At 68.5% G+C, this 23,010-nt stretch carries 20 protein-coding genes; 13 read left to right on the forward strand and 7 right to left on the reverse strand.

Annotated features, from left to right (window positions below; genetic code table 11):
- Window positions 1-66: 66 nt before the first annotated feature.
- Entirely contained in the window at window positions 67-1,107 is a 1,041-nt protein-coding gene (locus SOM28_RS09160; protein ID WP_320467919.1) for a hypothetical protein, read from the reverse strand.
- A 237-nt stretch (window positions 1,108-1,344) separates the two neighbouring features.
- On the opposite strand from SOM28_RS09160, the gene SOM28_RS09165 reads away from it, so the two are divergent.
- The 6 genes from SOM28_RS09165 (at window position 1,345) to SOM28_RS09190 (ending at window position 9,515) form a co-directional block, all read left to right on the forward strand.
- Window positions 1,345-2,847 carry a hypothetical protein gene (locus SOM28_RS09165; protein WP_123069455.1) on the forward strand — a complete coding sequence of 501 codons (1,503 nt, stop codon included), beginning with the start codon at window positions 1,345-1,347 and terminating at the stop codon, window positions 2,845-2,847.
- The gene (locus SOM28_RS09170; RefSeq protein WP_320467920.1) at window positions 2,844-4,346 is read left to right on the forward strand and encodes a hypothetical protein; all 1,503 of its coding nucleotides are present in this window, start codon (window positions 2,844-2,846) and stop codon (window positions 4,344-4,346) included. Before SOM28_RS09165 ends, SOM28_RS09170 begins: the two co-directional genes overlap by 4 nt.
- 20 nt (window positions 4,347-4,366) lie before the next feature.
- Window positions 4,367-4,825: a hypothetical protein gene (locus SOM28_RS09175; RefSeq protein ID WP_123069454.1), complete on the forward strand. Its 459-nt coding sequence runs from the start codon at window positions 4,367-4,369 to the stop codon at window positions 4,823-4,825.
- 19 nt (window positions 4,826-4,844) lie between these two features.
- Entirely contained in the window at window positions 4,845-8,513 is a 3,669-nt protein-coding gene (locus SOM28_RS09180; protein ID WP_320467921.1) for a tubulin-like doman-containing protein, read from the forward strand.
- A gap of 146 nt (window positions 8,514-8,659) precedes the next feature.
- Window positions 8,660-9,118, forward strand: a complete 459-nt coding sequence (locus SOM28_RS09185) for a hypothetical protein (protein WP_320467922.1) — start codon at window positions 8,660-8,662, stop codon at window positions 9,116-9,118.
- A 73-nt stretch (window positions 9,119-9,191) separates the two neighbouring features.
- The gene (locus SOM28_RS09190) at window positions 9,192-9,515 is read left to right on the forward strand and encodes a hypothetical protein (protein ID WP_123069451.1); all 324 of its coding nucleotides are present in this window, start codon (window positions 9,192-9,194) and stop codon (window positions 9,513-9,515) included.
- Here SOM28_RS09190 and SOM28_RS09195 read toward each other — a convergent pair.
- The 4 genes from SOM28_RS09195 to SOM28_RS09210 form a co-directional block, all read right to left on the reverse strand.
- A complete protein-coding gene (locus tag SOM28_RS09195) occupies window positions 9,512-10,804 on the reverse strand; it encodes a sensor histidine kinase (RefSeq protein WP_320467923.1) in 1,293 nt (430 codons plus the stop codon). The two genes, SOM28_RS09190 and SOM28_RS09195, sit on opposite strands and share 4 nt — an antisense overlap.
- Window positions 10,797-11,495, reverse strand: coding sequence for a response regulator transcription factor (locus SOM28_RS09200; protein WP_320467924.1), 699 nt, complete (start codon window positions 11,493-11,495; stop codon window positions 10,797-10,799). The genes SOM28_RS09195 and SOM28_RS09200 overlap by 8 nt, the downstream gene beginning before the upstream one ends.
- Window positions 11,496-11,546: 51 nt before the next feature.
- A complete protein-coding gene (locus SOM28_RS09205) occupies window positions 11,547-12,314 on the reverse strand; it encodes a MipA/OmpV family protein (RefSeq protein WP_320467925.1) in 768 nt (255 codons plus the stop codon).
- Between the two features lie 81 nt (window positions 12,315-12,395).
- Window positions 12,396-13,541, reverse strand: coding sequence for a fumarylacetoacetate hydrolase family protein (locus tag SOM28_RS09210; RefSeq protein WP_320467926.1), 1,146 nt, complete (start codon window positions 13,539-13,541; stop codon window positions 12,396-12,398).
- Between the two features lie 145 nt (window positions 13,542-13,686).
- Between SOM28_RS09210 and SOM28_RS09215 the strand changes: the two genes are divergently transcribed.
- Window positions 13,687-16,659 carry a sensor histidine kinase gene (locus tag SOM28_RS09215; protein ID WP_320467927.1) on the forward strand — a complete coding sequence of 991 codons (2,973 nt, stop codon included), beginning with the start codon at window positions 13,687-13,689 and terminating at the stop codon, window positions 16,657-16,659.
- Here the strand turns inward: SOM28_RS09215 and SOM28_RS09220 are convergent.
- Both SOM28_RS09220 and SOM28_RS09225 read right to left on the reverse strand, forming a co-directional pair.
- On the reverse strand, window positions 16,656-17,969 hold the full coding sequence (locus tag SOM28_RS09220) for an ATP-binding protein (protein WP_320467928.1): 1,314 nt from the start codon (window positions 17,967-17,969) through the stop codon (window positions 16,656-16,658). The two genes, SOM28_RS09215 and SOM28_RS09220, sit on opposite strands and share 4 nt — an antisense overlap.
- Window positions 17,966-18,706 carry a response regulator gene (locus SOM28_RS09225; RefSeq protein ID WP_320467929.1) on the reverse strand — a complete coding sequence of 247 codons (741 nt, stop codon included), beginning with the start codon at window positions 18,704-18,706 and terminating at the stop codon, window positions 17,966-17,968. The genes SOM28_RS09220 and SOM28_RS09225 overlap by 4 nt, the downstream gene beginning before the upstream one ends.
- Before the next feature lie 192 nt (window positions 18,707-18,898).
- On the opposite strand from SOM28_RS09225, the gene SOM28_RS09230 reads away from it, so the two are divergent.
- The 6 genes from SOM28_RS09230 to SOM28_RS09255 are packed head-to-tail and all read left to right on the forward strand — an operon-like array spanning window position 18,899 to window position 22,874.
- On the forward strand, window positions 18,899-19,606 hold the full coding sequence (locus SOM28_RS09230) for a cytochrome c biogenesis CcdA family protein (protein WP_320467930.1): 708 nt from the start codon (window positions 18,899-18,901) through the stop codon (window positions 19,604-19,606).
- An 11-nt stretch (window positions 19,607-19,617) separates the two neighbouring features.
- On the forward strand, window positions 19,618-20,139 hold the full coding sequence (locus SOM28_RS09235) for a thioredoxin family protein (RefSeq protein WP_320467931.1): 522 nt from the start codon (window positions 19,618-19,620) through the stop codon (window positions 20,137-20,139).
- A gap of 35 nt (window positions 20,140-20,174) precedes the next feature.
- The gene (locus SOM28_RS09240) at window positions 20,175-20,912 is read left to right on the forward strand and encodes a 3-oxoacyl-ACP reductase family protein (protein ID WP_320467932.1); all 738 of its coding nucleotides are present in this window, start codon (window positions 20,175-20,177) and stop codon (window positions 20,910-20,912) included.
- Window positions 20,913-20,926: 14 nt separating this feature from the next.
- On the forward strand, window positions 20,927-21,979 hold the full coding sequence (locus SOM28_RS09245; RefSeq protein ID WP_320467933.1) for an alpha/beta fold hydrolase: 1,053 nt from the start codon (window positions 20,927-20,929) through the stop codon (window positions 21,977-21,979).
- An 11-nt stretch (window positions 21,980-21,990) separates the two neighbouring features.
- The gene (locus SOM28_RS09250; protein ID WP_320467934.1) at window positions 21,991-22,410 is read left to right on the forward strand and encodes an organic hydroperoxide resistance protein; all 420 of its coding nucleotides are present in this window, start codon (window positions 21,991-21,993) and stop codon (window positions 22,408-22,410) included.
- An 11-nt stretch (window positions 22,411-22,421) separates the two neighbouring features.
- Window positions 22,422-22,874 (forward strand): DUF6130 family protein, encoded by a 453-nt coding sequence (locus tag SOM28_RS09255; RefSeq protein ID WP_320467935.1) that lies wholly within the window; start codon window positions 22,422-22,424, stop codon window positions 22,872-22,874.
- The last annotated feature ends 136 nt before the right edge of the window (window positions 22,875-23,010 follow it).

Consider the following 23,010-nt stretch of genomic DNA (forward strand, 5'->3'; position numbering starts at 1 on the left):
GGCATGATGGGCTCCCGTTTTACAATCGGCCATCATACCACGCGATACTGCCGCGCCAGGCCGGCGTCAGGCCAGCCAGCGACCGTCCGCATACACCCGTTCCTCGCCCAGGTACACCGCGTCGGTCACCGCGAACACGTCGATGTGGTAGCGCGCATCCTTGCGCTTGAAGCCCGGCTTCGGATACACGCCATGCTTGGCGCCGAGCGACAGGTGGATGCCGCACATGCGCTCGTAGGTGCCGATGTCGTCCACCCGCAGCTCGCGCGTGAAGGCGCGGTTCAGGCCGAAGCCCAGCTCGCGCACCCAGACTTCGCCTTCGTCGGCGCGAATATTGTCCAGCACCTGCTGGAAGGCCGGCGTCGCGTTCTCGGTGGCGACTACGCGGCCGGCCTCGATCACCAGGGTCACCGGCACGTCAGGGTGGTTTGAGCGGTAGCTGGTGTCGCCGAACACGTGGATCTGCACCCGGCCGTGCACCGCTTCGAGGTCGAGCGCTTCGGTGAACACTTCGCCGATCGGGAACTGGCCGCCGACGTTCTTCATGTCGCTGTAGTCGCCGATGTTCAATTTGGCCGGCTCGAACGGCGAGGCGAAGGTGAGCGTCTCGCCGCCGCCGACCACGCGGCCGTGCGGCGCGCGGTCGATGCGCTCCTTGAGCGCGCGCCCGGTGCCGCGGAAGTAGGCGGGGTCGTAGGCCAGGGCCTCGATGTAGTGCTCGCCCTGGATGCCCGGCATGCGCGACAGGTGCACGTGCTCGATCACTTTCAGGTCGCGCTTGAACAGCTCGACCCGCATGCGAAAACCGTCGAGGCGGAAGTTCGACGATTGCAGCAGCACCACCAGCTCGCCCGCCACCATCGTGCCGAAGGCCGCCAGCACCGCTTCTGGCGTCACGCCGTCGAAGTCGACGAAGGTCGCATCCGGCAGGTTGCGCCGGTAGCCTTCGAGCAGCGCGCGCGAAAGGCCGGTGCGGGTGTCGTACACCACCAGCGCGCGCTGCGCGGGGCCGTGTTCGAGCGCGATCGTCAGTACGTCGGCTAGATTCCTGGTGGCGGCATCGATGGCGTGCGAGGGGAGGTCGGCGTGGGAATCGGCAGCGGTCATGGCGGAATCGGGAGGGCGGAAGGGGTGGAAGGGCAGGCGGCCATTATACGTATGTCTGCCGAAAGTTCCCTGCGGGGCAGGCGATGAGTTCGATTATTGATGCGTCCGGGATCGCGCGACGCTACCTCGTGAACAGCGCGCCGCGCGCCGGTTCGCGGAGCTATCATTTGAGCAACAGCAATGACGCGGCCCGCGGGTCGTGTTTCGACAAATTATTTGGCAGAGCGAAAGGCAGCAATGGCGTACAGATGGGAAACGCCTGCCAGCATCTGGCAGGAAGACGAGGCAAGCGGCGAGTTCGCCCTGCTCGCCAGCGAGGGGCTGGGCCCGGTCGACTGGCAGGGCCGGGCGCGCCAGCGCCTGCCCGACGTCGCCCACGTGCTCGGCGCCTCGCTGCCCCTCGATTGCCGCTGTTCCCCGATCTATCCCGAAGGTTTCGCCTATTGCCCGCGCTGCGGGCGCCCGCTGCTGCGCCTTGGCGGCGCGCCGACGCGAGCGCGCGGATGGTGGGGGCCGGGCGGGGATGACGTGCTGCCGCGCCACGTGCCGCACGGCCTGCCGGTCACCTCGACGCCGCTCGGCGACAGCCTCGAAGAACGGCCGGCGGCGCCGACGCCGGGTCGCTGCGACCTGACGATGCCGGCGCCGCCCAATGCCTGTTCGGTGTTCGCCGCCGCCGGCTTCGGCTTTCCCGGCGAACGCCTGCTGGCGCTGGCCCACACCCGCGGGGTGCTGCAATACTGGGATCCGCTGGGCGGCAGCTGGCATGTGCTCACGCCCGAAGCGGGCGCCGCCAGCCTGGTGTTCACCGCCTCCAGCCACGCCTGGATCCCGGCGCAGGACCCGCGCCGCGGCGAGGCTGGCGTGGTCCCCGGCCTGGACGGCCTGCAGCGGCTCTGGATCGACCCGGTCAGCGAAACCTACCGCACCGAGAGCCTGCTGGCCGCGCCCATCGTGGCCGCGCCCGGCCTCATGCGGCGCCACCTGGCCTGCCTCGCGGGCGGCGTTGATGCCGTGCGCCTGTGGAGCATGCGCCTCGACCTCGATGAAGTGCAGGAATATGCCTGCCCCGATGCGCCGGCCGCCGGCTGGAGCCATCCGCTCGGCTACGACGGCCGCCTGTTCTGGCTGCACGCGCAGGGCCAGCTCACCTGGCGACCCGGCGAGGCGCCGCAATTTTCGCCTTGGCCGCTGCACTGGCAACCGCGCCTGGAGTTCGGCGGGCCGACCCAGGGCCGCGACGGCCGCCTGTGGCAGATCGGGCACGATGGCCAGGGGTATTCCTACCTCGAACTTGGCGCCGGCCCCGACCACCTGCCGGCGCGCATGGCGATCGACGGCGCGCGCCTGGGGTTCGCCAACTTCCTGTTCCGGCGCGGGCATCCGGTACTGGACGAGCCGTGGTCGAACGAGCACGTCGAAGACCCGCACCACGACGACACGCTGGTGCTGCCGCTGCTGCGCAGCTTTAACAATAACCGCAGCCAGCCGAGCGGCCTGGTGCTGCGCTTCCACAAGGCGAACTTCCGCGCCGAAGAAGCGTTGGGGGCGGGAGAGAATGCGCGCATCATTCCGCGCACGACCGTCGAATGGATCGGGCGCCGCAACGTGATCCTGGACGAGATCGCGCGCCTTTCCCGTCCGCTCGAATGCGTGCCGGTGGTGGCGGGCGGCTGCCTGTGGCTGCACCACCCGGACTGGAACCAGATGCGCGGCTGGCGCCTGGACGAGCCGTTGTGATCACGACGATGATGAAGACGATCGCACGTCCATTGGCGGCGGCCCTGCTGGCCGGCGTGTCGCTGTGCGCGCAGGCTGTACCTCAGGTTTTCCTGGTGCAGAACTCGGGCTGGATGGAGCCGTTCTATAGCGATCCCAAGTCGCCCTTCAAACCGCTGGTGGCGGCCCTGGCGGGCAGCGTGGTCCAGCCGGGAGACGCGCTGGTGCTGGCGAGCTTCAACCAGGCCCGGGAGGGGGCGCCGTCGCCGCGCGCGCTGCTGTCGTTCAAGGCGGGCGAGGAACCGGTGCGCGCGCGCGTGGCGCAGGCCATCTCCAGCCTGGACACGGCGCGCAAGCCAGGAGGCGCGGCGCTGGCCGACACCGACCTGGGCGAAGCGGTGCGCGCCGCAACCGGCCAGGTCCTCCAGGGCCAGCCGGGCATCGTCTGGCTGGTGACCAACAACCGCAACAGCCCCAATAACGACCAGGCCACGGCCACCCGCAACCGCGAATTCTATGCGCTGATCCACGGCGGCGATGCGATCACGAAGGCGCTGGCCTTCCCGCTGCGCATGCCGGTCCAGGGCAAGCATTACAGCGCGAACGGTCTGATGGTGTACGCCTTCGCCGTCGGGTCGCAAGGCGCGGCGGCGCTCGATGCGCTGCTGGCTTCCGGACGCATCGCCCGGGTGATCACCGAGCCGCCGGCGCGCCTCAAGCCGCTCGACCGCGACACGGTGCGGCTGGCGCCGCGCCGCGTCGTCAATGCGCCCGGCGTGTCGTTCACCTCGGATGCGCGCGGCGTGCTGCGCGCCGATGTCGCGCCCGATGCGCGCACGCCGCAGGCGCGCATCGAATGGAACCTGGAAAACACGATGTATCCGTACACGATCAGCTCCGCCACCCTGAGCGCGCGCTCGACGCTGGCTGGCGAGAGCCGCCCGATCGCGCTCGACACGCAGCGCGTGCGCGCGCTGGCGCCCGGCCAGCCGGCGCCGCTGGGTTCCAGCATGGCGCTGCCGGTGGCGCAGATTCCTGACAAATGGTCGCTGGCAGCGCTCAAGTCCGCCGGCTCGGCCTACGCGCTGCCGGGCCGGATCGAGCTGCACCTGGCCGACCAGCAGTTGGCGCTGTCGCAGGCCTTCCGCCAGCGCATGGCGGCGCTGTTCCCGGGCGATCCGTTGCCGGACATCTTCATGCCGCCAGCGCGGGTGCAGGCGTCGACGGCGGTGCTGCCGGTGGAGGTGCGCGTCCATTACGGCATGGGGCCGCTGCTGGCGCTGGTCGGCGCCTTGCTCGCGCTACTGGCGCTGCTCGCGGCGGCCGCCTGGGCCTGGGCGCGGCCACGCAAGGTGCAGGTGACGGTGGACGAGGAGATGCGCACCATGCGCGGCCGCGCCGGCACCACACAGGCGATCCATGACCGCCATGGCGAACAGGTCGCGCAACTGAAAACAACGCTGTTCGGCCATCGGCTGCTCGATGTGCGCGAAGGCGCGCAGGTGCGGCTCGGCCGCTGAATATTAGAAAGGAAGACGCCATGCAGGCAACCCAGCCACCAACCAATGCCCCGTCGCCCGCCGATCCCGGCTTCAAGCTGCCGGAGGAATCGGCCTCGCCGCAGGACTCGCTGCCGCAGACTTTGCCGGACACCGCCACCCGCCCGGTCGAGGTGATGCCGGTCGATCCGCACACGCTGCCTGTGGCCGACACTTCCGACCGCGACCTGGCGATCGGCGGCATCGTGTTCCTGATCCTGATCAGCGTCTACTTCTTCGCGCGCGGCGCCTATGTGCACCACCTGGTGAGGAAGCGCGTGGCGCCTTCCTCGGCTGGCAATGCGGGCTGGCTGCTGTTCGTCGGCCTCGGCTTCCTGTCGGCGGCGGCGGTGCTGGCCATCATCAATGCCAGCCGCTTCCTGACCTTCGCGGTCACCGGCCCACTGGTGGCGGTGGGCCTGGTGGCGCTGGTCGCCTCGCTGTTCATCGGCCGTCGCTAACAAAGGGAGTCCCCACACCATGGCAGAATTCCCACATCCTTCCGGCGTCAACGCCCGTCCGGCCGAATTGAAGGTCGACCTGCGGCCGACGCTGTTCATCGGTGCCGGCGGCACCGGCATGGAAGTCATGATGCGCATCCGGCGCCGCATCCTGTCGGCGGTCTGGAACCGGCGCCATCCGACCCGGGTCGAATCGATCGCCGACTTCCCGGTGGCGCGCTTCCTGCACTTCGACCTCGATAACAATGCCGTCATCGACGAGGGCAAGTCGCAGCGCACCGATCCCTGGTACGAGCTGGTGCGCCTCTCCGACGAGGAACGGCTGGTCGAGCCGCTCGACCTGCCGCAATACCACGAGTCCGACGACAGCCTGGCCCGCTTTCCGCTGATCGAGAGCTGGATGCCGTTGCGGCCCAAGAAGCTGCGTTCGCTCGGCATCGATCCGTCGAAAGGCGCGGGCCAGATCCGCGCGTTGGCGCGGCTCTACCTGTTCGACAAGTATCCGAAGCTGCGCGGCCGCATCAAGGGCGCGCTGAACTACCTGAGCAGCAATGCCGGCATCGAGCGCAAGGAGAATTACCAGCGCCTCGGGCTGCAGGTCGACACCTCCAAGTTCCGCATCGTGGTCATCGCCTCCGCCGCCGGCGGCACCGGCGCCGGCAGCGTGCTCGATCTGGGCTGGCTGTCGAAGGCGATCGCACGCCAGGAAGTGTCCGACAGCCAGGTCGACCTGGTGCTGCTGATGCCGTCCGGTTTCGCCAAGGCCAACAAGGAGCGCACCGAGGCCAATGCCTACGCCACCCTGATGGAACTCGAGACGGCGATGCGCGACATGAACGCCAGCGTGGCGTGGGCGGAGCCGGACAGCATCGCGGGCCGCGGCGCGCCCTACGACGATGTGTACTTCGTCGATACCGCCAACCTGGCCAACAAGGCCACGCTCGACGTCAAGGACGTCTACCAGATGGTGGCCGATACCCTGTTCGAAGACTTCGCATCGGCCGATTTCGCCAACCGCAAGCGTTCGGTGGCGGTCAACCAGCAGCAGCACAAGCTGGGACCGTACAACCCGCGCGTGCCCGAGGCGCGTTTCGGTGACATGCGGCTGTCGTACTCGAAGGTGTATTCGAGCTTCGGCCAGTCGGTGCTCGACACCCAGCAAAGCCTGCATGAAGACATCCGCGCCTATGAACTGGCGGCGCTGATGGTGAAGGCGTTTTTCGGTCTTGCCGGCGCCGATGGCGTAAGTGGGAACAATGCGGGGAACAATGCGGGGAACAATGCGGCGCGGCGCGCCGGCGACGCCGAGCGCGACGCCTTCATGCGCGAGCAGATGGAGATGGCCGAGCGGCCGTTCGACGAGTTCCCCGATCTGCGCAAGGGTTCCGTGGACGTGACGCCGTTCACCGAGTACGCGCTGACGACCGCGCTGCTGCAGGACCGCGACGGCCGCTCGCTGCTCGAGCGCGTGGAAAGCCGGGTCCAGCTCGAGATGGACCGCATCATGGCGTCCTACGATATCACGCTGTGGCGCGAAAAAGTGTCCGAGCTGCTGCCGCAGCTCGAACGCGATGCGATCCGCGAGGCCGGCGCCACCGCCGAGACGAGCGAGGACCGCATCAAGCGCCATACCGGCGAGCTGTCGAACCGCCTGAAGGGCAGGGTGCGCGAGCGCCTGTATGCCCTGCTCGACGATCGCCGCCAGGGCGGACTGGAATTCGTGCTGTCGCTGCTGGAGCAGGTCAAGGCGCGGCTGTCGCAGCGCGACCTGTCCCATGCCGAGCGCAATGGCCGGCGCTATCGCGACATCCGCGATGCGCTGCGCACGCGCCAGGTCGAGGAATCGCTGAACAACCTGGGCCAGGCCGCCGGCCGCCTGTTCGGCAAGGAGCCGCAGGCGCGCGAAGTGATGGGTCACCTCAAGCGCGACCTGGCTGACTACCTGCGCTTCCACCTGCTCGCGGTGGCGGCCGGCCAGTCGATCGAGGTGATGCGCTCCCTGTCCGGCTGGCTGGGCGATCCGCAATCGACCGATGAGCAGGGCCATGCGCAGTGGAGCGGCATCGCCGGCGAGTTCCAGGAAGGGCGGCGTGCCGTCCAGGCGATGCTCGGCGCGGTGGACCAGCGCATCATGCAGCTGCGCGCCGACGCGCGTCAGGAACATGCGACCACGATCAAGCTCGGCGTCGATACGACGCCGGCGCCGGTTCGTCTCACTGGCGACACCAGCATCTGGAGCGAGGAAGTGCTGCTCGAATTCGGCGGATCGGCGCGCCTGTTCCCGCAACTGGGCGACGAACGCCTGCGCGCCGAGCTGCTGCTCAAGCTGTTCCGCCGCGCGCAGTTGCAGCTGTCCAGCCAGGATCTGGAACAGCAGGAACCCGCCGATCCGCTGCTCGAACGATTATCGAGCTTGTCGCCGCAGGAGCGCCAGCGCATTTTCGCCGAGTGGATCCGCAGCGCGATGCCGTGGGTGAATGCGCGCTTCTCGGCCGAGTTCACGCCGAACGCCGACCAGTTCAAGTGCTTCATCGGTGTGGGCGATCCGATCGCGTGGCGGCGCATGGAGGCCGAGATCCGCGCCGCAGTGCCGACCGGGTACTTCCATGGCGAGCTGGTCTCGATCGTCAACACCGGCGTGAGCGGCAGGGCGGTGTGCTATATCGAGCTGTCCGGCTATCCGATGACGGTGCTGCGCGGCCTGCCGACCTGGCGCGCCTCGTACCAGATCGAGAACCCGAAGATCCCGACCCACCTGCATTTCGACGCCACGCGTTTTCGCCATCCGATCTCGCCGTCGATGGACGAGCTGGGACGGCTGGCCGACGATTACGAGTGGTATTTGCAGGCGATCGCGCTGGGCGTCATCCGGCGCAAACCGGAGCTGGGCGACCGCGAGGCGGCTTTCCAGCCGCGCGGCCAGTACTTGTTCGAGGTCGAAGCGGGGTCTGGCGAATGGCTCCAGGTCGGCAATGAGTTCGCGATCCGCTCCAACGGCCTGCCGCCCTATTATCGCGAGGGGATCGTCGCGGCCGTCCAGGCCCGCCTGGCGCATCTCGGCCCGCAGCGGCTGATGCTGCTGGCGGCGCTGATGCGCTACTACCAGCTGCGCGTGTATGAGCCGCGGCTCGAAGTCGACGAGACCGGCGCCCAGCTGCCATCGCCCTCGCTGCCGAACATCACCGCGCGCCGCCTGTACGACAGCTGGATCCGGCGCGCCCAGGCGGCCGATCCGGCCTTGGGGCCGGCACGCATCGAAGCCTTGCTGGGCCATGTCGAACGCTGGACCGAGGCCGTTCCCGGCTCGAGCCAGGACGCCTACAGCTGGGAAGTCGAGCGCGCGGTCGACAAGCGCGTGATCCTGCCCGCGCTGCTGGCGGACGAGGAAGCGGCGGCGCAGGCGCTGGCACAGCGTCCCGTCGCGCCGCCACCGCTGCCGACCACCACGCCACGCTTCAAGCTGTTCGTCGGCGGCGCCCAGCGCGGGCCGTTCACGGTCGACGAGATCGCGGAGCAGGCCGCGCGCGGCGAGATCGATCACGCCACCCGCGCCTGGGACATGCGCTGGCATCCGAAGATCGGCAAGTGGAGTACGGTGGGAGAGCTGCCGGAATTGGCAATCGCGCTTGGCCGGACAGGGGATGAGGGAATACCCGATCCCGACGACGGCGTGCCGGACCCGGACTAGGATTGAATATGGAGCAAGCCCAGTCCCTCCACCGCTGCGTGAACGTCGGCTGCGGACGCGCCTTTCCGCGTCGGGTCGATTTCTGTCCGTGGTGCGGAACGGCGCAGCGACCCGTCGTTGCGCCGATCGTGCCCCCGGCGCCAACCTTGGCGAAACGGCCGGAGCCGGTCGCGGTCCCGCCGCCGGCGCCTGCCCCGGCTCCTGCGGCGCCAATTCCGCCACCGCCACCGCCACCCAAGCCGCCGCAACCGCCACCGCCGCCACCGATTCGCCCGAGTGCCGCGCCCCGGCCGACCGCGCCGGCGCGCAAGCCGATCCGCCTGCGTTGGTGGCTGATCGCGCTAGGCCTGCTATGGCTGGCCTGGATGCTGACCAAGCCGACCCAGGCGCGCATCGAGCGCCGCATGGACGCGGCGATCACGTTGGCGAAGGAATGCAAGCCGAAACAGGCGCAGGACGAATTGATCGCGCTGCGCAAGACGCGCGCCAGCGAACAGCAACTGCGCAAGGTCCAGGATGCGCTCAATGCCGCAGCCGCCGCCTGCACGCGCGAGGAGCGGCGCCGGCGCAGCCATCCGCTGGCCGATCCGAAGCGCGGGGGATGATCCTGTAAGGACATCCACGCCCGATGGCCGCGTGTATCATGGACGGCGTTGAGAAAACCGCAAGGAGTAGAGAATGAAGGCAACCATGATCAAGGCGCTGCTGGTGCCGGTGATGCTCATGGCGCTGGCAGCGTGCAGCCGCGATGAGGACGGCGCCGGGCCGGCGGAACGCATCGGCAAGGCGATGGATGAGGCCAGCGCCAAGGTGACCGATTCGATGAAGGACGAACTGGCCCGGGTCGACGACGCGGTCGACGAGGCGCGCGACAAGGTCAAGGACGCGACCGAGGAAGCCAGCCGCGGCCTGGATCGCGCCACCGAGGAAGTCGGCAAGTCGGTGGAACGCGCCGGCGAGAAGATCCAGGAAAAAGCCGATGAGATCAAGGAAGACGATTAAATAAACGTCATTTCCGCGAGCGTGCCGTGCGCGGGGTTGGACGAGATCGTCAAGGTCCAGCCGAAGCGCTCGCACACCCGGCGCGTCAGGAACAGTCCCAGACCCTGGCCGCCACCCTGCTTGGCCGACTTGCGCAGCGCCTGCGTGTAGCGCCGCGCGGCGGCGACCGTGTCGAAACCTGCGCCGCTGTCCTGGATGCTCAGGCGCCCGCCAACCAGGCGGACGTGAATGGCGCCCTGGTAGCTGTTCTCGGCCGAGTTACGCAGCAGATTGCCCACCACGATGCGCACGATCGCTTCCGGGCAGTTCACCGTCAGGGGCTCCAGCACGCCGACGACGAAGTGCGCGTCCTTGCCCTCCAGTAGATGCCGGTGGTCGTCGATCAGTGTCAGCACCAGCGCATCGAGCCGCGTGGTTTCCAGTGGCGCCTTGCCGTCCTCGCGCGACAGGAACAGCAGCGCCGCCATGATCTCGGTGAGGTTCTCGGCGGTCGATTCGATGCGCGCCAGCGGGGCCTCGGCGGCCGGCGGCAGCTCGTGCAGCTTGAGCACGTCGACGGCGCCGGCAATGACGGCGATCGGGGTGCGGAATTCGTGGCTGGCCTGGTCGAGCAGGCTGCGTTCGCGCTCGATGAAGCGCTCGACCCGTTCCAGGTGGCCGTTGACGATGACGGCGATGTCGTGCAGTTCGCTCAGGGCGAAGTCGGTCGCCAGGCGTTGCGACGGCTGCTCGGGATCGAGTTCTTCCATTCGCTCTGCCAGCACCCCCATCGGCCGCCGCAGGCTGCGGTAGACCCAGGCGATCGAGCCGGCGATCATCGCGCCGCTCAGCACCGCGATCAGCACGCTGACCAGGGCCATATTGTTCTGGTAATTCTCCAGGTCGGTGATGTCGACCGCCATCACGATGCGTTCGCCGTCGCCGACCGGCGTCACCAGCACCGCATGGCTGAGATCCGACTCGTAGCTGTCCATCCGCTCTTCGTCGTAGTAGCCGGGCTGCAGCCCGGCGAAGTAGGGCGGCATATCGGCCGGAACCGGCCCGGCGCCCAGGCGCCAGCCGCGGATCAGGCCCGTCTGCGGCGGCTTCGCATCGGGCGCTGGCCTGCCGTCCGCGAGCATCCGGGCGGTGCTCGATTCCAGCAGTTCCTCCCACAGGGGATGCACGATCAGGTGCTGGCTCAGGTTGCCCTGGACGGTCAGGCCCAGCGCCATGACCAGGAAGAACAGGACGAAGACGGCGCTGATCTTGCGCTGCAGGCTGGACATGCCGCGGTTGCGCTTATTCATCCGATAACCCCAGCCGATAGCCGCTGCCCGCGATCGTCTTGAGCAGCTTGCGCGGCGCGTCGCCGTCGACCGCCTTGCGCAGCATGTGCATGTGCGAGCGCAGGACGTCGTTGTCGGGGACGTCGTCCTTCCAGATCAGTGCTTCGAGCTCCTCGCGCCGCACCAGCGCGGGCGAGCGGCGCATCAGGAGTTCGAGCAGCTGGCGCCGCACCGGCGTCATCGCCAGCACCTTGCCGGCGCGGCTCACTTCGAGCGTGCCGAGGTCGAAGCGCAGGTCGGCCACTTCGAGCACCTGCGATTCGGCCACGGCGCCGCGCGTGCGCTGCACCAGCACGCGCAATCGGATTTCCAGCTCCGCCAGCGCTACCGGCTTGACCACGTAGTCGTCGGCCCCGGTCAGGAAACCGTGCAGCTTGTGCTCGAGCTGGTCCTTCGCAGTGAGGACGATCACCGGAATGCGCGACTTCATGTCCTGGCGCAGCCGCCCCAGCATCGTCATGCCGTCCATGCGCGGCATCATCCAGTCGAGGACGATGGCGTCGTAGCGGTTGATGGCCAGCAGCCCCAGGCCCGATTCGCCATCCGGCGCCGCGTCGGGATGGTGTCCGCACGCTTCCAGGTAGTCGTAGATGTTCGCCGCCAGGCCGGCGTTGTCTTCGATGATGAGTATGCTCAGGGGCTGCTTGATCATGGGGCGCAACGAGGTCGGTTGAAAGGGCCGGAGCAGTATCGCACCAAAATCTCAGAAACCGCGGCTGAAGCCGATGAAGGCCGACACCGAGCCGTCCTTGTCCTTCTCCACCAGCGGGCTGTCGGAGAGCTTCGTCGGCAGCTTGCGGTAGCCGACGTTGCCGATGAAGACCCAGTTGCCGGCGAACGGGCGCATCACGTCGACGCCGATGCGGGCTACCGCCGCGCTGCCCGGCTGGTAACTGGCCACGCCGCGCGCGACTTCCTCGGGCAAGGTGCCGTAGTAGTAATTGGCCAGCTTCTTCGACAGGTGCGAGACGCCGATGTTCGGCGTGATCCGCGTGGCGCCCCACTGGACCGGATACCCATAGGTCAGGCTGGCCTCGTAACCCTTGCTGGTGCTGGTGATGTCGCCCTTGACGCCGAGGTCGAGCTGGCCCATGGCGCCGCGCCAGCTGGCGGCCAGGCCCAGGTCGAAGGCATCGTCGCGGTCTTCCAGCAGATTGCGGTCGATGCCGCGCTCGGCCAGCTCGGCCACGCCGAAATCGTCCTTGTCGATGCCGTCGAAGCGGGCCGACAAGGTCGCGTCGAGCGCGAAGCCGCCGCGCTTGACGAGGTGGGCGCCGCCACCGATGCCACGCCAGTAGAAGCGCTCGCCCTGGTAGGTCACGAGCGGGAAGGGCGTGACGCGCGTGCCTTCGCCGGCGTACACCGAGTCCGAGACGGCGGCGCCGACGCCCAGGCCCCAGCGGGACGGTTGCTGCGCGTTGGCGAGGCTGGAGACGGCGAGAAGGGTAGCAAAGAGAAAGAAGGGCTTCATGGATGGTCCTGTCGGTGGTCGCTGATTGAATGCCTGCACTATGCGGCAGGCGTGTCGATGAAATGTCGTTGGCACGGTGGCTTACTTTGCCGGCGCGCCGGCCGCGACGACGGTCGCGTCGATCCAGCCGAGGTAGTTGCTGGAATGGCGCACCCGGTTGCCCGGCTGCAGATAGATGCGTTTGGCGGCCTCGCCGGCCAGGTAGCGTTCGATCTGCGCCAGTTGCGCGGCGCGGTCCTTCGCGTCCATGACGGCCTTGATCACGGCCGGCTCGGGTTCCTGGAATACCACGCCGTCGCCGGTGCCGGTCAGCACCGCGCTCTCGGTGCCGATCGCCTTTCGTGCGACCATCGGGATGCGGCTGCCCGCATACGACCAGGTGCGCGTGCCGGCCTCGCCCAATGTCTCGTCCACGATTGCGCGCAGGTCCTTGATCATGTCGCCCGCCTTCGCCTGCTGGCGCGGGCGGCCGTCGATGTGGGTCGCGATGGTGACGCCTTGCAGGAAGGCCTTCCAGTCGCGCGGCACCACCAGCAGGGCGCCGGCGGGGAAGCGGTCCGGCCCGCTCTTGGCGTCGGCGAAGCCGTCGCCGGAGGCGGGATTGCGCAGGTCGATATTGCGCACCAGTGTGGCGCGGTCCGAGAAGTCGCCGCACAGGAAGAAGCCCTTGCGGGCGGCGTCGAAATCGGCCCCCGAGCGCAGCTCGCGGTCGAAGCGCGCGCAGACTTCCACCTCGTAGTCCAGCAGCGCGCCGGGGGCGGCGGCGACGGTGGCGCGCGGGCCGCCGGCCGCGGACAGCTTGGGAAACAGGAAGGCCTCGTGCATGCCGACTTCTTCGCCGTGGGCCGGGTAGTTGGTGCCGGCGGCGATGTGGGCCAGGCCGCGCGGCCCCACGCCGAGCAGGCGCTCGAGCGGATGACTGACGGTGCCTTGCGCCTGGCGCGCCAGGCCGTCGAGGGCGGCAGCGTCGAAGCGGCTGACGACGTCGAAGGCGTCCGGGCTATACAGGTCGCTGGCCGCGCTCAGGTCGATGGCGGTGAGCTTGCCGGCGCCCAGCGTCAATGCCAGCAGGGTATGGACCCGCTCGCCCTGGCGCACCTGGGCGAAGGTATGGGCTTGCGCGAGAGGCGCCAGCATCGGGGCGGCGCCGGCCGGCGGCGCCGCCCCGACGCTGGCGGCGGCGAGCGCCAGGCTGGCGCAGGAAAGAAGGGTACGAAGGCGGAACATGGTGGACTCCAGGTGGTGAACGAGCCGGCATCGTAGCGAGGCGATGTCGCGAGTTTGTCGTGCATTACTTGTCATGCATATCCACGCATGAGGTATATTTCCGGTATTAAATTCTGCTACCACAAGTAGAGGGTATCCAGCAGCCATGTCCCGCCTATCCTTGCCGTTACTCCTGTCGAAGAGCTTCGTGGCCCTGTGGCTGGTGTCATCCTGCCCGCCGGCCCCGGCGCTGGATCGTGAGGTCGGCCTGGCCAATATCCATCACAGCCGCTGGACCGCGCTCGATGGCGCGCCGGCACAGGTCACGTCGATGGCGCAGACGCCCGACGGTTGGCTATGGCTCGGCACCTACGATGGCTTGTACCGCTTCGACGGCTTGCGTTTCACGCGCGTGGAGCTGCCTCAGCGCGGCATGCTGCCCCGCGACCGCATCTATGCGCTGGGAGCGGAGCGCGATGGCAGGCTGACGATCACCTACGCCGGCTTTGGCATGTCGATGCTGCATCCGGACGGCCGCCTGGAAGACCTGCCCGACATGGGGCAGCCGCTCGGCCAGATCCTGTCCACGGCGATCGATGTCGATGGCAGCATCTGGGCCGGCGCGGAAAACGGCGTGCACCGCTTCGACGGCCGGAGCTGGCAGCCGGTCCCGTTCGACGGCGTGCCGGAGGTGGGCGGAGTACACAATATGCTGCTCGACCAGTATGGGCAGATGTGGGTGTCGGACCGTGAAGGCGCCTGGCGCCTTGACCGCCAGCGTGGCCGTTTCGTGCGCATCGCCATGCATGGCGGATTCTTCGCGATGTCGCCCGACGGCCGCCTCTGGCTGGCGAACGGGGGGCGGATGTCGCTGCTGCCGGGAGCGCCGGATGGCCGCGTGTTGCCGCCGCCGGAAGGGTTCAATCGCACCGAGGTACGGCCCGCGGCGCTGTTCGACCGGGACGGCACGTTGTGGTCGCTCGGCGCCGGCCGTGAACTGCGCCTGCGCTACGGCGCCGGCTCGCTGCCGGATGCCGCTTTCGACGCCGCGCGGGGCGAGGGCGAGGTCGTCGCTTCCCCGCCTTTGTCGGGCGACGATCCCGAGTACATGCTCGAAGACCTCGAGGGCAACGTCTGGATCGCGACCCAGCATGGCCTGGACCGCTTCCGCGAGCAGCGGGTGCATCGTTCGCCCCTGTCGGGGGCGGGCTACTATTTCACCCTGGCGCGCGACACCGGTGGCGTAGTCTGGGCCGCCGACCGCAGCAACGGCGCCCTGTGGCGCATCGCGCCAGGCCGTGCGCCGCAGGTCGAGCGCGGACAGCATGCGACGATGGTCGCCAACGATCATCGGGGCGCGCTGATGCTGGCCGGGACGCATGGCATCGAGGTGCGCTATCGCGGCGCGATCGAACGGATACCGTTTCCGCCGGGACCGGACGGCAAGCCGGCCGCGTTGCGCCTTGGCGGCATGGGGCACGACGGCAAGGTGTTGTGGATATTCTCCGCCACGACCGGCCTGATGGGGCTGGTCGATGGCAAGTGGCTGCCGCGCAGCGCCTTCCCGCTGCCACCCAAGATCAACGCGTCGACGGCGGGCGCCAAACCGGGCCAGCAGTGGCTAGGCCTGGGCGACGGCGAGCTGATTTTCTACGATGAAGGCGTCAGGCAGGTGTACGATGCGTCCGCGGTCGGCATGGCGTCACGCATCTTCGCCGAAGGCGACGTCACAATCAGCGGCACGCGTGGCATGGGCGTGCTCAAGGACGGCCGGGTGCAGCTCTTGCGTGCCCAGGATCCGGACGTGCTGCGCAACGTCACCGGCATGCACGTCACGCCCGAGGGCGACCGCTGGCTCAATGGCGCGGGTGGCGCGGTGCACGTGCGCGCCCAGGATTGGCGGCGCAGCATGGCCGACCCCGGCCTGCCGCTGCGCTACCGGCAGTTCGGCGTGCAGGACGGCTACACCGGCAAGGCGATGACCGAGATCCGCATGCCCACCGCGGTAGCCGATGGAGGAGGGCGTATCTGGCTGGTGACATCGGGCGGCGTGGTCAGCATCGACGATACGCCGGCGTCGCGCAACCGGCACGCGGCGCGGGTCGCGATCCTCGGCGCCGAGGCCGGGGGCGTGGCCCTTGCCGCTGCCGGAGCGCTGGCGCTACCGGCGGGATCGAACGACTTCGGCATCGCGTTCACCGCCCTCGGCCTGCGCCGGCCGGACGGCCTGCGTTTCGAATACCGCCTGGACGGCGTCGACCGCGACTGGCAGGACGCCGGCAACCGGCGCGCCGCCTGGTACACCAATGTGGCGCCGGGAGCTTACCGCTTCCAGGTGCGGGCGCGCAACGAGGACGGCGTGGCCAGCGCCAATGCCGCGTCGCTCGAGCTGGAGATCGCGCCGACCCTGTTCGAAAGTCGTCCGTTCCAGCTCGCGTGCGCGCTGGCGGCGCTGGCGCTGGGCTATCTGCTGTACCGCTACCGCGTGCGCCATCTGACGCGGCGGGTGGCCGAGCGGCTGCGGATGCGCACCGCCGAGCGCGAACGCATCGCCCGCACCCTGCACGACTCCTTCCTGCAGACGGTCGAGGCGCTGGCCCTGCGCCTGGACACGGTGGTACGCGCCATGCCCGATGGCGACCGGGCCCGCACCAGGCTCGAACAGGTGCTGGACGAAGCCGACCAGGCCATCGCCGAGGGCCGCGACCGCTTGCAGGAACTGCGCATGAGCGACAACGTCACCCTGGACTGCGTCATCGACGACGCGCTGCGCCGGCTGCAGGAAGACCATCCCGGCGTCATGGCCGGCTTCGAGGTCGATGGCAGCGTCGTGCGGCTGGCGCCCGCACTGGCCGAGGAAGTCGCCGAGATCGCGCGCGAGGCGATGCGCAATGCCTTCCGCCACGCCGACGCGACGCGCATCGACGTGCGCCTGACGTATGGCAGGCGCCGGCTGGCGCTGGAGGTGGCCGACGATGGCCGCGGCATCGCGGAGGCGGTGCTGCAGGCCGGCAGGCGCGATGGCCACTGGGGCCTGGTCGGGATGCGCGAGCGCGCGGCGCAGATCGGCGGGCAGCTGACGGTCGATAGCGGCGCCGGCAGAGGCACCAGGGTGCGGCTGGCCGTGCCGCTCGCCTAGGCCAGGTCGCGGATCACCAGCCTGGCTTCCAGCCCGCCTTCGGGATGGTTCGCCAGCGTCAGCGTGCCATCCAGCGTGGCCGCCAGTTGGCGCGCGATCGCCAGACCGAGCCCGGTGCCGCCGGTATCGCGGTTGCGCGACGCTTCCAGGCGGTAGAACGGTTCGAAGACCTTCTCCAGCTCTTCCTCGGGAATGCCAGGGCCGAAATCGCGCACCAGGATCGCGAGCTCGCCGGCCGCGGCCCGTCCGATGCTGACTTCTACCTCGCCCCCATACTTGAGGCCATTGTCGACCAGGTTGCCAAGGATGCGCTTGAGGGCGTGCGGACGGGTTGCCATGGACACGCCGGACTTGCCGCGCAGGGTCACGGCGCGGCCCGCGTCCTGGTAGTCGCCGACCAGGCTGCACAGCATCGCATCGGCATCGATGCGGCACGGCGCCTCCAGCGTACCGTGCAGGGTGCGCGCATAGGCCACGCCGTCCTTGACCAGCGCCTCCATCTCGCGCAGGTCGCGGTTCATCTTGTCGCGCTGGACCGCGTCTTCCAGCATGTCGGCGCGCATGCGCATGCGCGTGATCGGCGTCTGCAGATCGTGCGAGATCGCGGCCAATATCTGGGTGCGCTCGCTCATGTAGCCGGCGATGCGCGCCTGCATCGCATTGAAGGCGCGCGCCGCGCGCGAGACTTCCTGGGGGCCGGATTCGGGCAGCGGCGCGGACTTGAGATCGGGCCCGAGACTGTCGGCGGCATCGGCCAGCCGGGCCAGCGGACGGGTCGCCAGCCGCACGCCGGCCCAGGTGAAGGCCGCCAGCAGGATCAACTGGCCGAGCAGCACGGCGGGCAGCCAGTTCGACACCGGCAGGCCGGCGGGTCGCATGTCGATCGTCAGCAGCGTGCCGTCGCCCAGGATCACGGTCGCCTGCACCCGGTTCGGATGGCCCGGGACCGCCCGCGCGGTGACCTGGTACTGCTTGCCGATGGCATCCATGAAGGCCTCGGCGATGCGGCGCGCATGCGCGGTGTCGGGCAGGTGGCCAAGGTCGCCGGGGCCAAGCGAAAAGCTGTAGGTGCGGCGCTCCAGGCGCGGCAGCCAGGCGGCGCGTTCGGCCGCCGGCAGGCGGTCGAGCAGGGCCACCGAACTGGCGACGTCCTGCTCCAGGTAGCCGAGCATCAGGCCCACCGTGGCTTCGCGCCGCTCGCTCATGATCAGGACATAGGACAGCGCATGCGCCAGCGCCAGGCCGAGCGACAGGATCAGCACCAGGCGCACGAACAGGGTGCGCGGCCAGCGCAGAAAGTTAGCGTTCATGCCGGACCGTCCGCCACCTCGATCGCGCACGAAAACACATAGCCTTCGCTGCGCAGGGTCTTGAGGTAGCGCGGCTCGCGCGCATCGTCCCGCAGGCGCTGGCGCAGCCGGCTGACCAGCAGGTCGATCGAGCGGTCGAACAGGTCGGCGTCGCGGCCCTGGGTCAGGTTCAGCAACTGGTCGCGGGACAGCACACGCTGCGGATGATCCAGGAACACCCGCAGCAGGCGGTATTCGGCGCCGCTCAGGGCCACCATCGTGCCCTCGGCATCGAGCAGGTGGCGGCCGACGGTGTCGAGCCGCCAGTCGCCGAACGCCAGGAACTGGCCCGGCTCCTTGACCTCGAAGTTCGGCGGCAGCATGCGCGCGCGGCGCAGCACCGAGCGGATGCGGGCGAACAGCTCGCGCACGGCGAACGGCTTGGTCAGGTAATCGTCGGCGCCCATCTCGAGGCCCACCACGCGGTCGGTCTCTTCGTCGCGCGCGGTCAGCATCAGGATCGGCAAGGCGCGCCATTTGCCGGCGCGCAGGTCGCGGCACAGGGTCAGTCCGTCCTCGCCCGGCAGCATCAGGTCCAGGATCACCAGGTCGAACTGGTGCTGTTCCATCAGCGCGCGCATCTGGCGGCCGTTGGCGGCAGTGGACGCGCGCATGCCCTGTTTTTCCAGGTAGCTGGCGAGCAGTTCGCGGATCTCGAGGTCGTCGTCGACGATCAGGATATGGTCGGTATGTTCCATGGTCGGCACCTGGTAGGAGGTCGGTTCAAAGAGTAGCAGTGCTGTCTTTATATCTCAACTTCGGCGCAGTTTTGTATGCCAGTGTATCTGGCTCATGGCCGGGTACAGTACATTGCAAGAACCCCCATTCCCGACACATCCCGGATACGCCACGGCGGTCCAATACGGTCATCCCAACAGGAGGACCGTACCATGCCAACTCTCATCGACGCACCACTTGCCCTGCTCGGCGGCGTGCTGACCATCGCCTCGCCCTGCGTGCTCCCCATCCTGCCCATCGTCCTGGGCGGCACCCTGCAAGACCGGGTGGAGGGACAACGTAATACACGCCCGCTGTTCATCGTGGCCGGTTTCGTCATTGCCTTCGCCGCGCTCGGCATGCTGCTGGCCAGCGCCTCGCAGCACGTCGTGCTGGCCCACGAGACGCTGCGCTACGCGGGCCTGGCCATCCTGGCCGTGCTGGGCGTGGCGATGCTGTGGAAGGCGCCGTACGCTTGGCTCATGAACCACCTGAGCGCCCTGGTGAGCCGTGCGATGCCAGCCGGCGGCGAGGCACGCGCCGGCAATCTCGGTGGCCTGTTGCTCGGCATGTCGCTGGGCGCCGTCTGGACGCCCTGCGCCGGCCCGGTACTGGCCTCGATCCTGGTGCTGGTGGCCCAGGCCCAGGATATCGGCCGCTCGGCCGGCCTGCTGCTGCTGTACGCCATCGGCGCCGGCGTCCCGATGCTCGTCATTGCCTACGGCGGCCAATTCGTCCGCACCCGGATCCGCGCCGTGGCGCGCCACGCCGACCGCCTGCAACAGCTGTTCGGCGCGCTGATCCTGGCCACCGCCGCCGCCATCTATTTCCAGTACGACGTCCTGCTGTACGCCCATCTCGCCAACTTCATCTCGCTCTGAAAGGAATCATCATGAAACGCCTGTTCACGCTGCTGCTCGCCGGCGCCACCTTCTTCAACGCCGCCTCGTCCCATGGCGCGCCGGTCGCCAAGGTCCAGACCGCACCTGAATTCACGGGCATCGACAAGTGGCTCAATTCGCAGCCCCTCAGCATGCAGGGCCTGCGCGGCAAGGTCGTGCTGGTCGATTTCTGGACCTACACCTGCATTAATTGCATCCGCACGCTGCCCCATGTGAAGCGCTGGCACGAGAAGTACCGAACCCAAGGCCTGGTCGTGGTCGGGGTGCATACCCCCGAGTATCCGTTCGAGCGCTCGACCTCGAACGTGCAGTCCGCGATCAAGCGCTTCGGCATCCCGTATGCGGTGGCCCAGGACAACCGCTACGCCACCTGGGAAGCCTATTCGAACCAGTATTGGCCGGCCGTCTACCTGATCGACAAGCGCGGACGCATCGTCTACACGCACTTCGGCGAAGGCGCCTACCAGGAGACCGAAGCCAAAATTCAGGCCCTGCTGGCCGAAGCGGCGTAAGCCATCAATTTTTCAACCCACGAAGGAGAACCACCATGAACACCAGCACCGCACAACACAAAATCGCACTCGTCTTCGGCGGCTCGCGCGGCATCGGCGCCGGCATCGCCCTGCGCCTGGCGCAGGAAGGCGCCAATGTCGCGCTGACCTATGCCGCGGCCACGGCCAAGGCCAATGAAGTGGTCGCCGCCATCGAGCAGGAGGGCCGCGAAGCCCTGGCGATCCAGGCCGACAGCGGCAATGCCGCCGACCTGCAGTCGGCCGTGCGCCAGGCCGTGGCGCGCTTCGGGGGCATCGACATCGTCGTCGTCGCCGCCGGCATCCTGCACGTCGCCGACGTGGCCAAGTTCAGCATCGACAACCTCGACCGCATGCTCGACGTGAACGTACGTGGCGTCTACCTGGCGATCAAGGCGGCCTTGCCGCACATGGGAGAGGGCGGGCGCATCGTCACCATCGGCAGCAATGTGGCCGAACGCAGCAGCCATCCTGGTTCCAGCGTGTACGCCATGACCAAGGGCGCGGTGGCGGTGATGGTCAAGGGCCTGGCGGTCGACCTGGCGCCGCGCGGCATCACCATCAACAACATCCAGCCCGGCCCGATCGCGACCGACATGACGGCCGACATGCTCGAGATGATCACGCCCCTGATCCCGGTGAAGCGCGTCGGCCAGCCGGCCGAGATCGGCGGCCTGGTGGCTTACCTGACCGGCCCCGATTCGGGCTATATGACGGGCGCCAGCCTGACCATCGACGGCGGCATGTCGCTGTAATCCGGGAGAACATCATGACCGACACCACCAACCTGAAACGCAGGGGATTCCTGAATACTGCTGCGCTGGGCCTCGTCGCCGTCCAGGCCAGCCTGATGGGCGCCGCGCAGGCGGCGCCTGCCGGCGCCAGGCCAAGCGCCGGCAGTGGGATTTCCCCGGCCAGCAACACCTTCACCGATATCCGCCAGATCCGCGCCGGCGTGCTCGACGTCGGGTATGTCGATGCCGGGCCGCGCACCGGCACGCCGATCGTGCTGTTCCACGGCTGGCCCTACGACATCCACGCCTTCATCGACGTGGTGCCGATCCTGACCGCGGCCGGCTACCGCGTGATCGTGCCGCACCTGCGCGGCTATGGCAGTACGCGCTTCCTGTCGCCGAACCTGCTCCGCAACGGCCAGCAGGCCAGCTTCACGGCCGACGCCGTGGCCTTCCTCGACGCACTCAAGATCGAGCGCGCCATCGTCGCCGGTTTCGACTGGGGCGCCCGCATCGCCACCACCCTGGCCGCGCTGTGGCCGCAGCGTTTCAATGCGCTGGTCTCGGTCAGCGGCTACCTGATCGGCAGCCAGGAAGGCAATATCAAGCCGCTGGCGCCGAAGGCCGAGCTGCAATGGTGGTACCAGTACTACTTCGCCACCCCGCGCGGCGAGCTCGGTTATCGCGAAAACACGCACGCCTTCGCGCGCCTGATCTGGGAGCTGGCGTCGCCCGAGTGGAAGTTCGACGACGCGACCTTCGCCCGCTCCGCCAAATCGCTCGACAACCCGGACCACGTCGCCATCTCGATCAGCAACTACCGCTGGCGCCTGGGCCTGGCGCCAAGCGAGCCGCAGTACGAAGACCTCGAGCAGCGCCTGGCGGCATTCCCCGACGTCGCGGTGCCGACCATCACGATGGAGGGCGAAGCCAATGGGGCGCCGCATCCGGACCCGAAGAACTACGCCAAAAAATTCCTGAAGAAGTACGAACACCGCCACCTCGCCAGGGGTGTCGGCCACAACCTGCCGCAGGAAGCGCCCCGGGACTTCGCCCAGGCCATCCTCGACGTCGCCAAATGGATTTGAGGAGATCGACCATGAACACCAACGCAAACGTGCTTTACACCGGCAAGACCCACACCACCTCGGGCGGACGCGATGGCGCGGCCCGCAGCACGGATGGCCGCCTGGACATCCAGCTGTCCTCGCCCGGTTCGACAGGCGAGGGCACCAATCCCGAACAGCTGTTCGCGGCCGGCTGGTCGGCCTGCTTCATCGGCGCGATCGGGCTCGCGGCGGGCACGCTGGGCGTGAAGCTGCCGGCCGGGCTGGCGGTCGACGCCGAAGTGGACCTGTGCAATGCCCGCGGCGCCTACTTCCTGCAGGCGCGCCTGAACGTGCACCTGCCCGGCCTGGACCAGGACACGGCGCGCGCGCTGGTCGACAGCGCGCACCAGACCTGCCCGTATTCGAAGGCGACGCGCGGCAATATCGACGTCCAGATCAACCTCGTCTGAGAGAGAACATCATGCGACTGCTTTCTACCCTGATCCTCGGCCTCGCGGCCACCCTGTCCCTGCCGGTCTTCGCCCAGGGCGATGTCGGCGGCGCCCGCCCGATCGCCGTGGTGGCGATTGAGAACGAGGCGGCGCCCACGTTAATCGTCGACCAGCCGCTGCCAGGACCGTTGGCGAAAGGCCAGGTCTTCATCGGCTACCGCACCGAGAACATCCGCATCGTGCCGGTATATAACAAGGGCGCGCTCGACGTGTCGCCGCGCATCGGCCACCTGCACGTGACGGTGGATGGCACGCCATGGCACTGGGCCGACGCCAGCAACGAGCCGATCATCCTGGTGGGCCTGCCCCCAGGCCCGCACAAGGTGCTGATCGAACTGGCCGATCCCACGCACATGGTCATCTCCAGCAAGGAGGTGGAATTCGTCGTGCCGGCGGTGGCGGGAGGCCAGCACGGGCATTGATCGCAAGGTCGCGACCAAGTTGTATCCAGAGGTAACACCGTACATATATCGCATCGGGCCTGATCGTGCGGCGAATGGCATGCATCGTGCCTGTTAGTCGCCCTCGGCGGCTGGCAGGCCGACGGCCGGGGATCCC

The organism is Massilia sp. CFBP9026 (assembly GCF_034045165.1).
Lineage (GTDB): Bacteria > Pseudomonadota > Gammaproteobacteria > Burkholderiales > Burkholderiaceae_D > Telluria > Telluria arenae.

What these genes read in the sequence shown, in the direction of transcription:
- SOM28_RS09160 (WP_320467919.1), bottom strand. Translation starts at nt 1,107, where the DNA reads ATGACCGCTGCCGATTCCCACGCCGACCTCCCCTCGCACGCCATCGAT.
- SOM28_RS09165 (WP_123069455.1), top strand. Translation starts at nt 1,345, where the DNA reads ATGGCGTACAGATGGGAAACGCCTGCCAGCATCTGGCAGGAAGACGAG.
- SOM28_RS09175 (WP_123069454.1), top strand. Translation starts at nt 4,367, where the DNA reads ATGCAGGCAACCCAGCCACCAACCAATGCCCCGTCGCCCGCCGATCCC.
- SOM28_RS09180 (WP_320467921.1), top strand. Translation starts at nt 4,845, where the DNA reads ATGGCAGAATTCCCACATCCTTCCGGCGTCAACGCCCGTCCGGCCGAA.
- SOM28_RS09190 (WP_123069451.1), top strand. Translation starts at nt 9,192, where the DNA reads ATGAAGGCAACCATGATCAAGGCGCTGCTGGTGCCGGTGATGCTCATG.
- SOM28_RS09195 (WP_320467923.1), bottom strand. Translation starts at nt 10,804, where the DNA reads ATGAATAAGCGCAACCGCGGCATGTCCAGCCTGCAGCGCAAGATCAGC.
- SOM28_RS09200 (WP_320467924.1), bottom strand. Translation starts at nt 11,495, where the DNA reads ATGATCAAGCAGCCCCTGAGCATACTCATCATCGAAGACAACGCCGGC.
- SOM28_RS09205 (WP_320467925.1), bottom strand. Translation starts at nt 12,314, where the DNA reads ATGAAGCCCTTCTTTCTCTTTGCTACCCTTCTCGCCGTCTCCAGCCTC.
- SOM28_RS09210 (WP_320467926.1), bottom strand. Translation starts at nt 13,541, where the DNA reads ATGTTCCGCCTTCGTACCCTTCTTTCCTGCGCCAGCCTGGCGCTCGCC.
- SOM28_RS09215 (WP_320467927.1), top strand. Translation starts at nt 13,687, where the DNA reads ATGTCCCGCCTATCCTTGCCGTTACTCCTGTCGAAGAGCTTCGTGGCC.
- SOM28_RS09220 (WP_320467928.1), bottom strand. Translation starts at nt 17,969, where the DNA reads ATGAACGCTAACTTTCTGCGCTGGCCGCGCACCCTGTTCGTGCGCCTG.
- SOM28_RS09225 (WP_320467929.1), bottom strand. Translation starts at nt 18,706, where the DNA reads ATGGAACATACCGACCATATCCTGATCGTCGACGACGACCTCGAGATC.
- SOM28_RS09230 (WP_320467930.1), top strand. Translation starts at nt 18,899, where the DNA reads ATGCCAACTCTCATCGACGCACCACTTGCCCTGCTCGGCGGCGTGCTG.
- SOM28_RS09235 (WP_320467931.1), top strand. Translation starts at nt 19,618, where the DNA reads ATGAAACGCCTGTTCACGCTGCTGCTCGCCGGCGCCACCTTCTTCAAC.
- SOM28_RS09240 (WP_320467932.1), top strand. Translation starts at nt 20,175, where the DNA reads ATGAACACCAGCACCGCACAACACAAAATCGCACTCGTCTTCGGCGGC.
- SOM28_RS09245 (WP_320467933.1), top strand. Translation starts at nt 20,927, where the DNA reads ATGACCGACACCACCAACCTGAAACGCAGGGGATTCCTGAATACTGCT.
- SOM28_RS09250 (WP_320467934.1), top strand. Translation starts at nt 21,991, where the DNA reads ATGAACACCAACGCAAACGTGCTTTACACCGGCAAGACCCACACCACC.
- SOM28_RS09255 (WP_320467935.1), top strand. Translation starts at nt 22,422, where the DNA reads ATGCGACTGCTTTCTACCCTGATCCTCGGCCTCGCGGCCACCCTGTCC.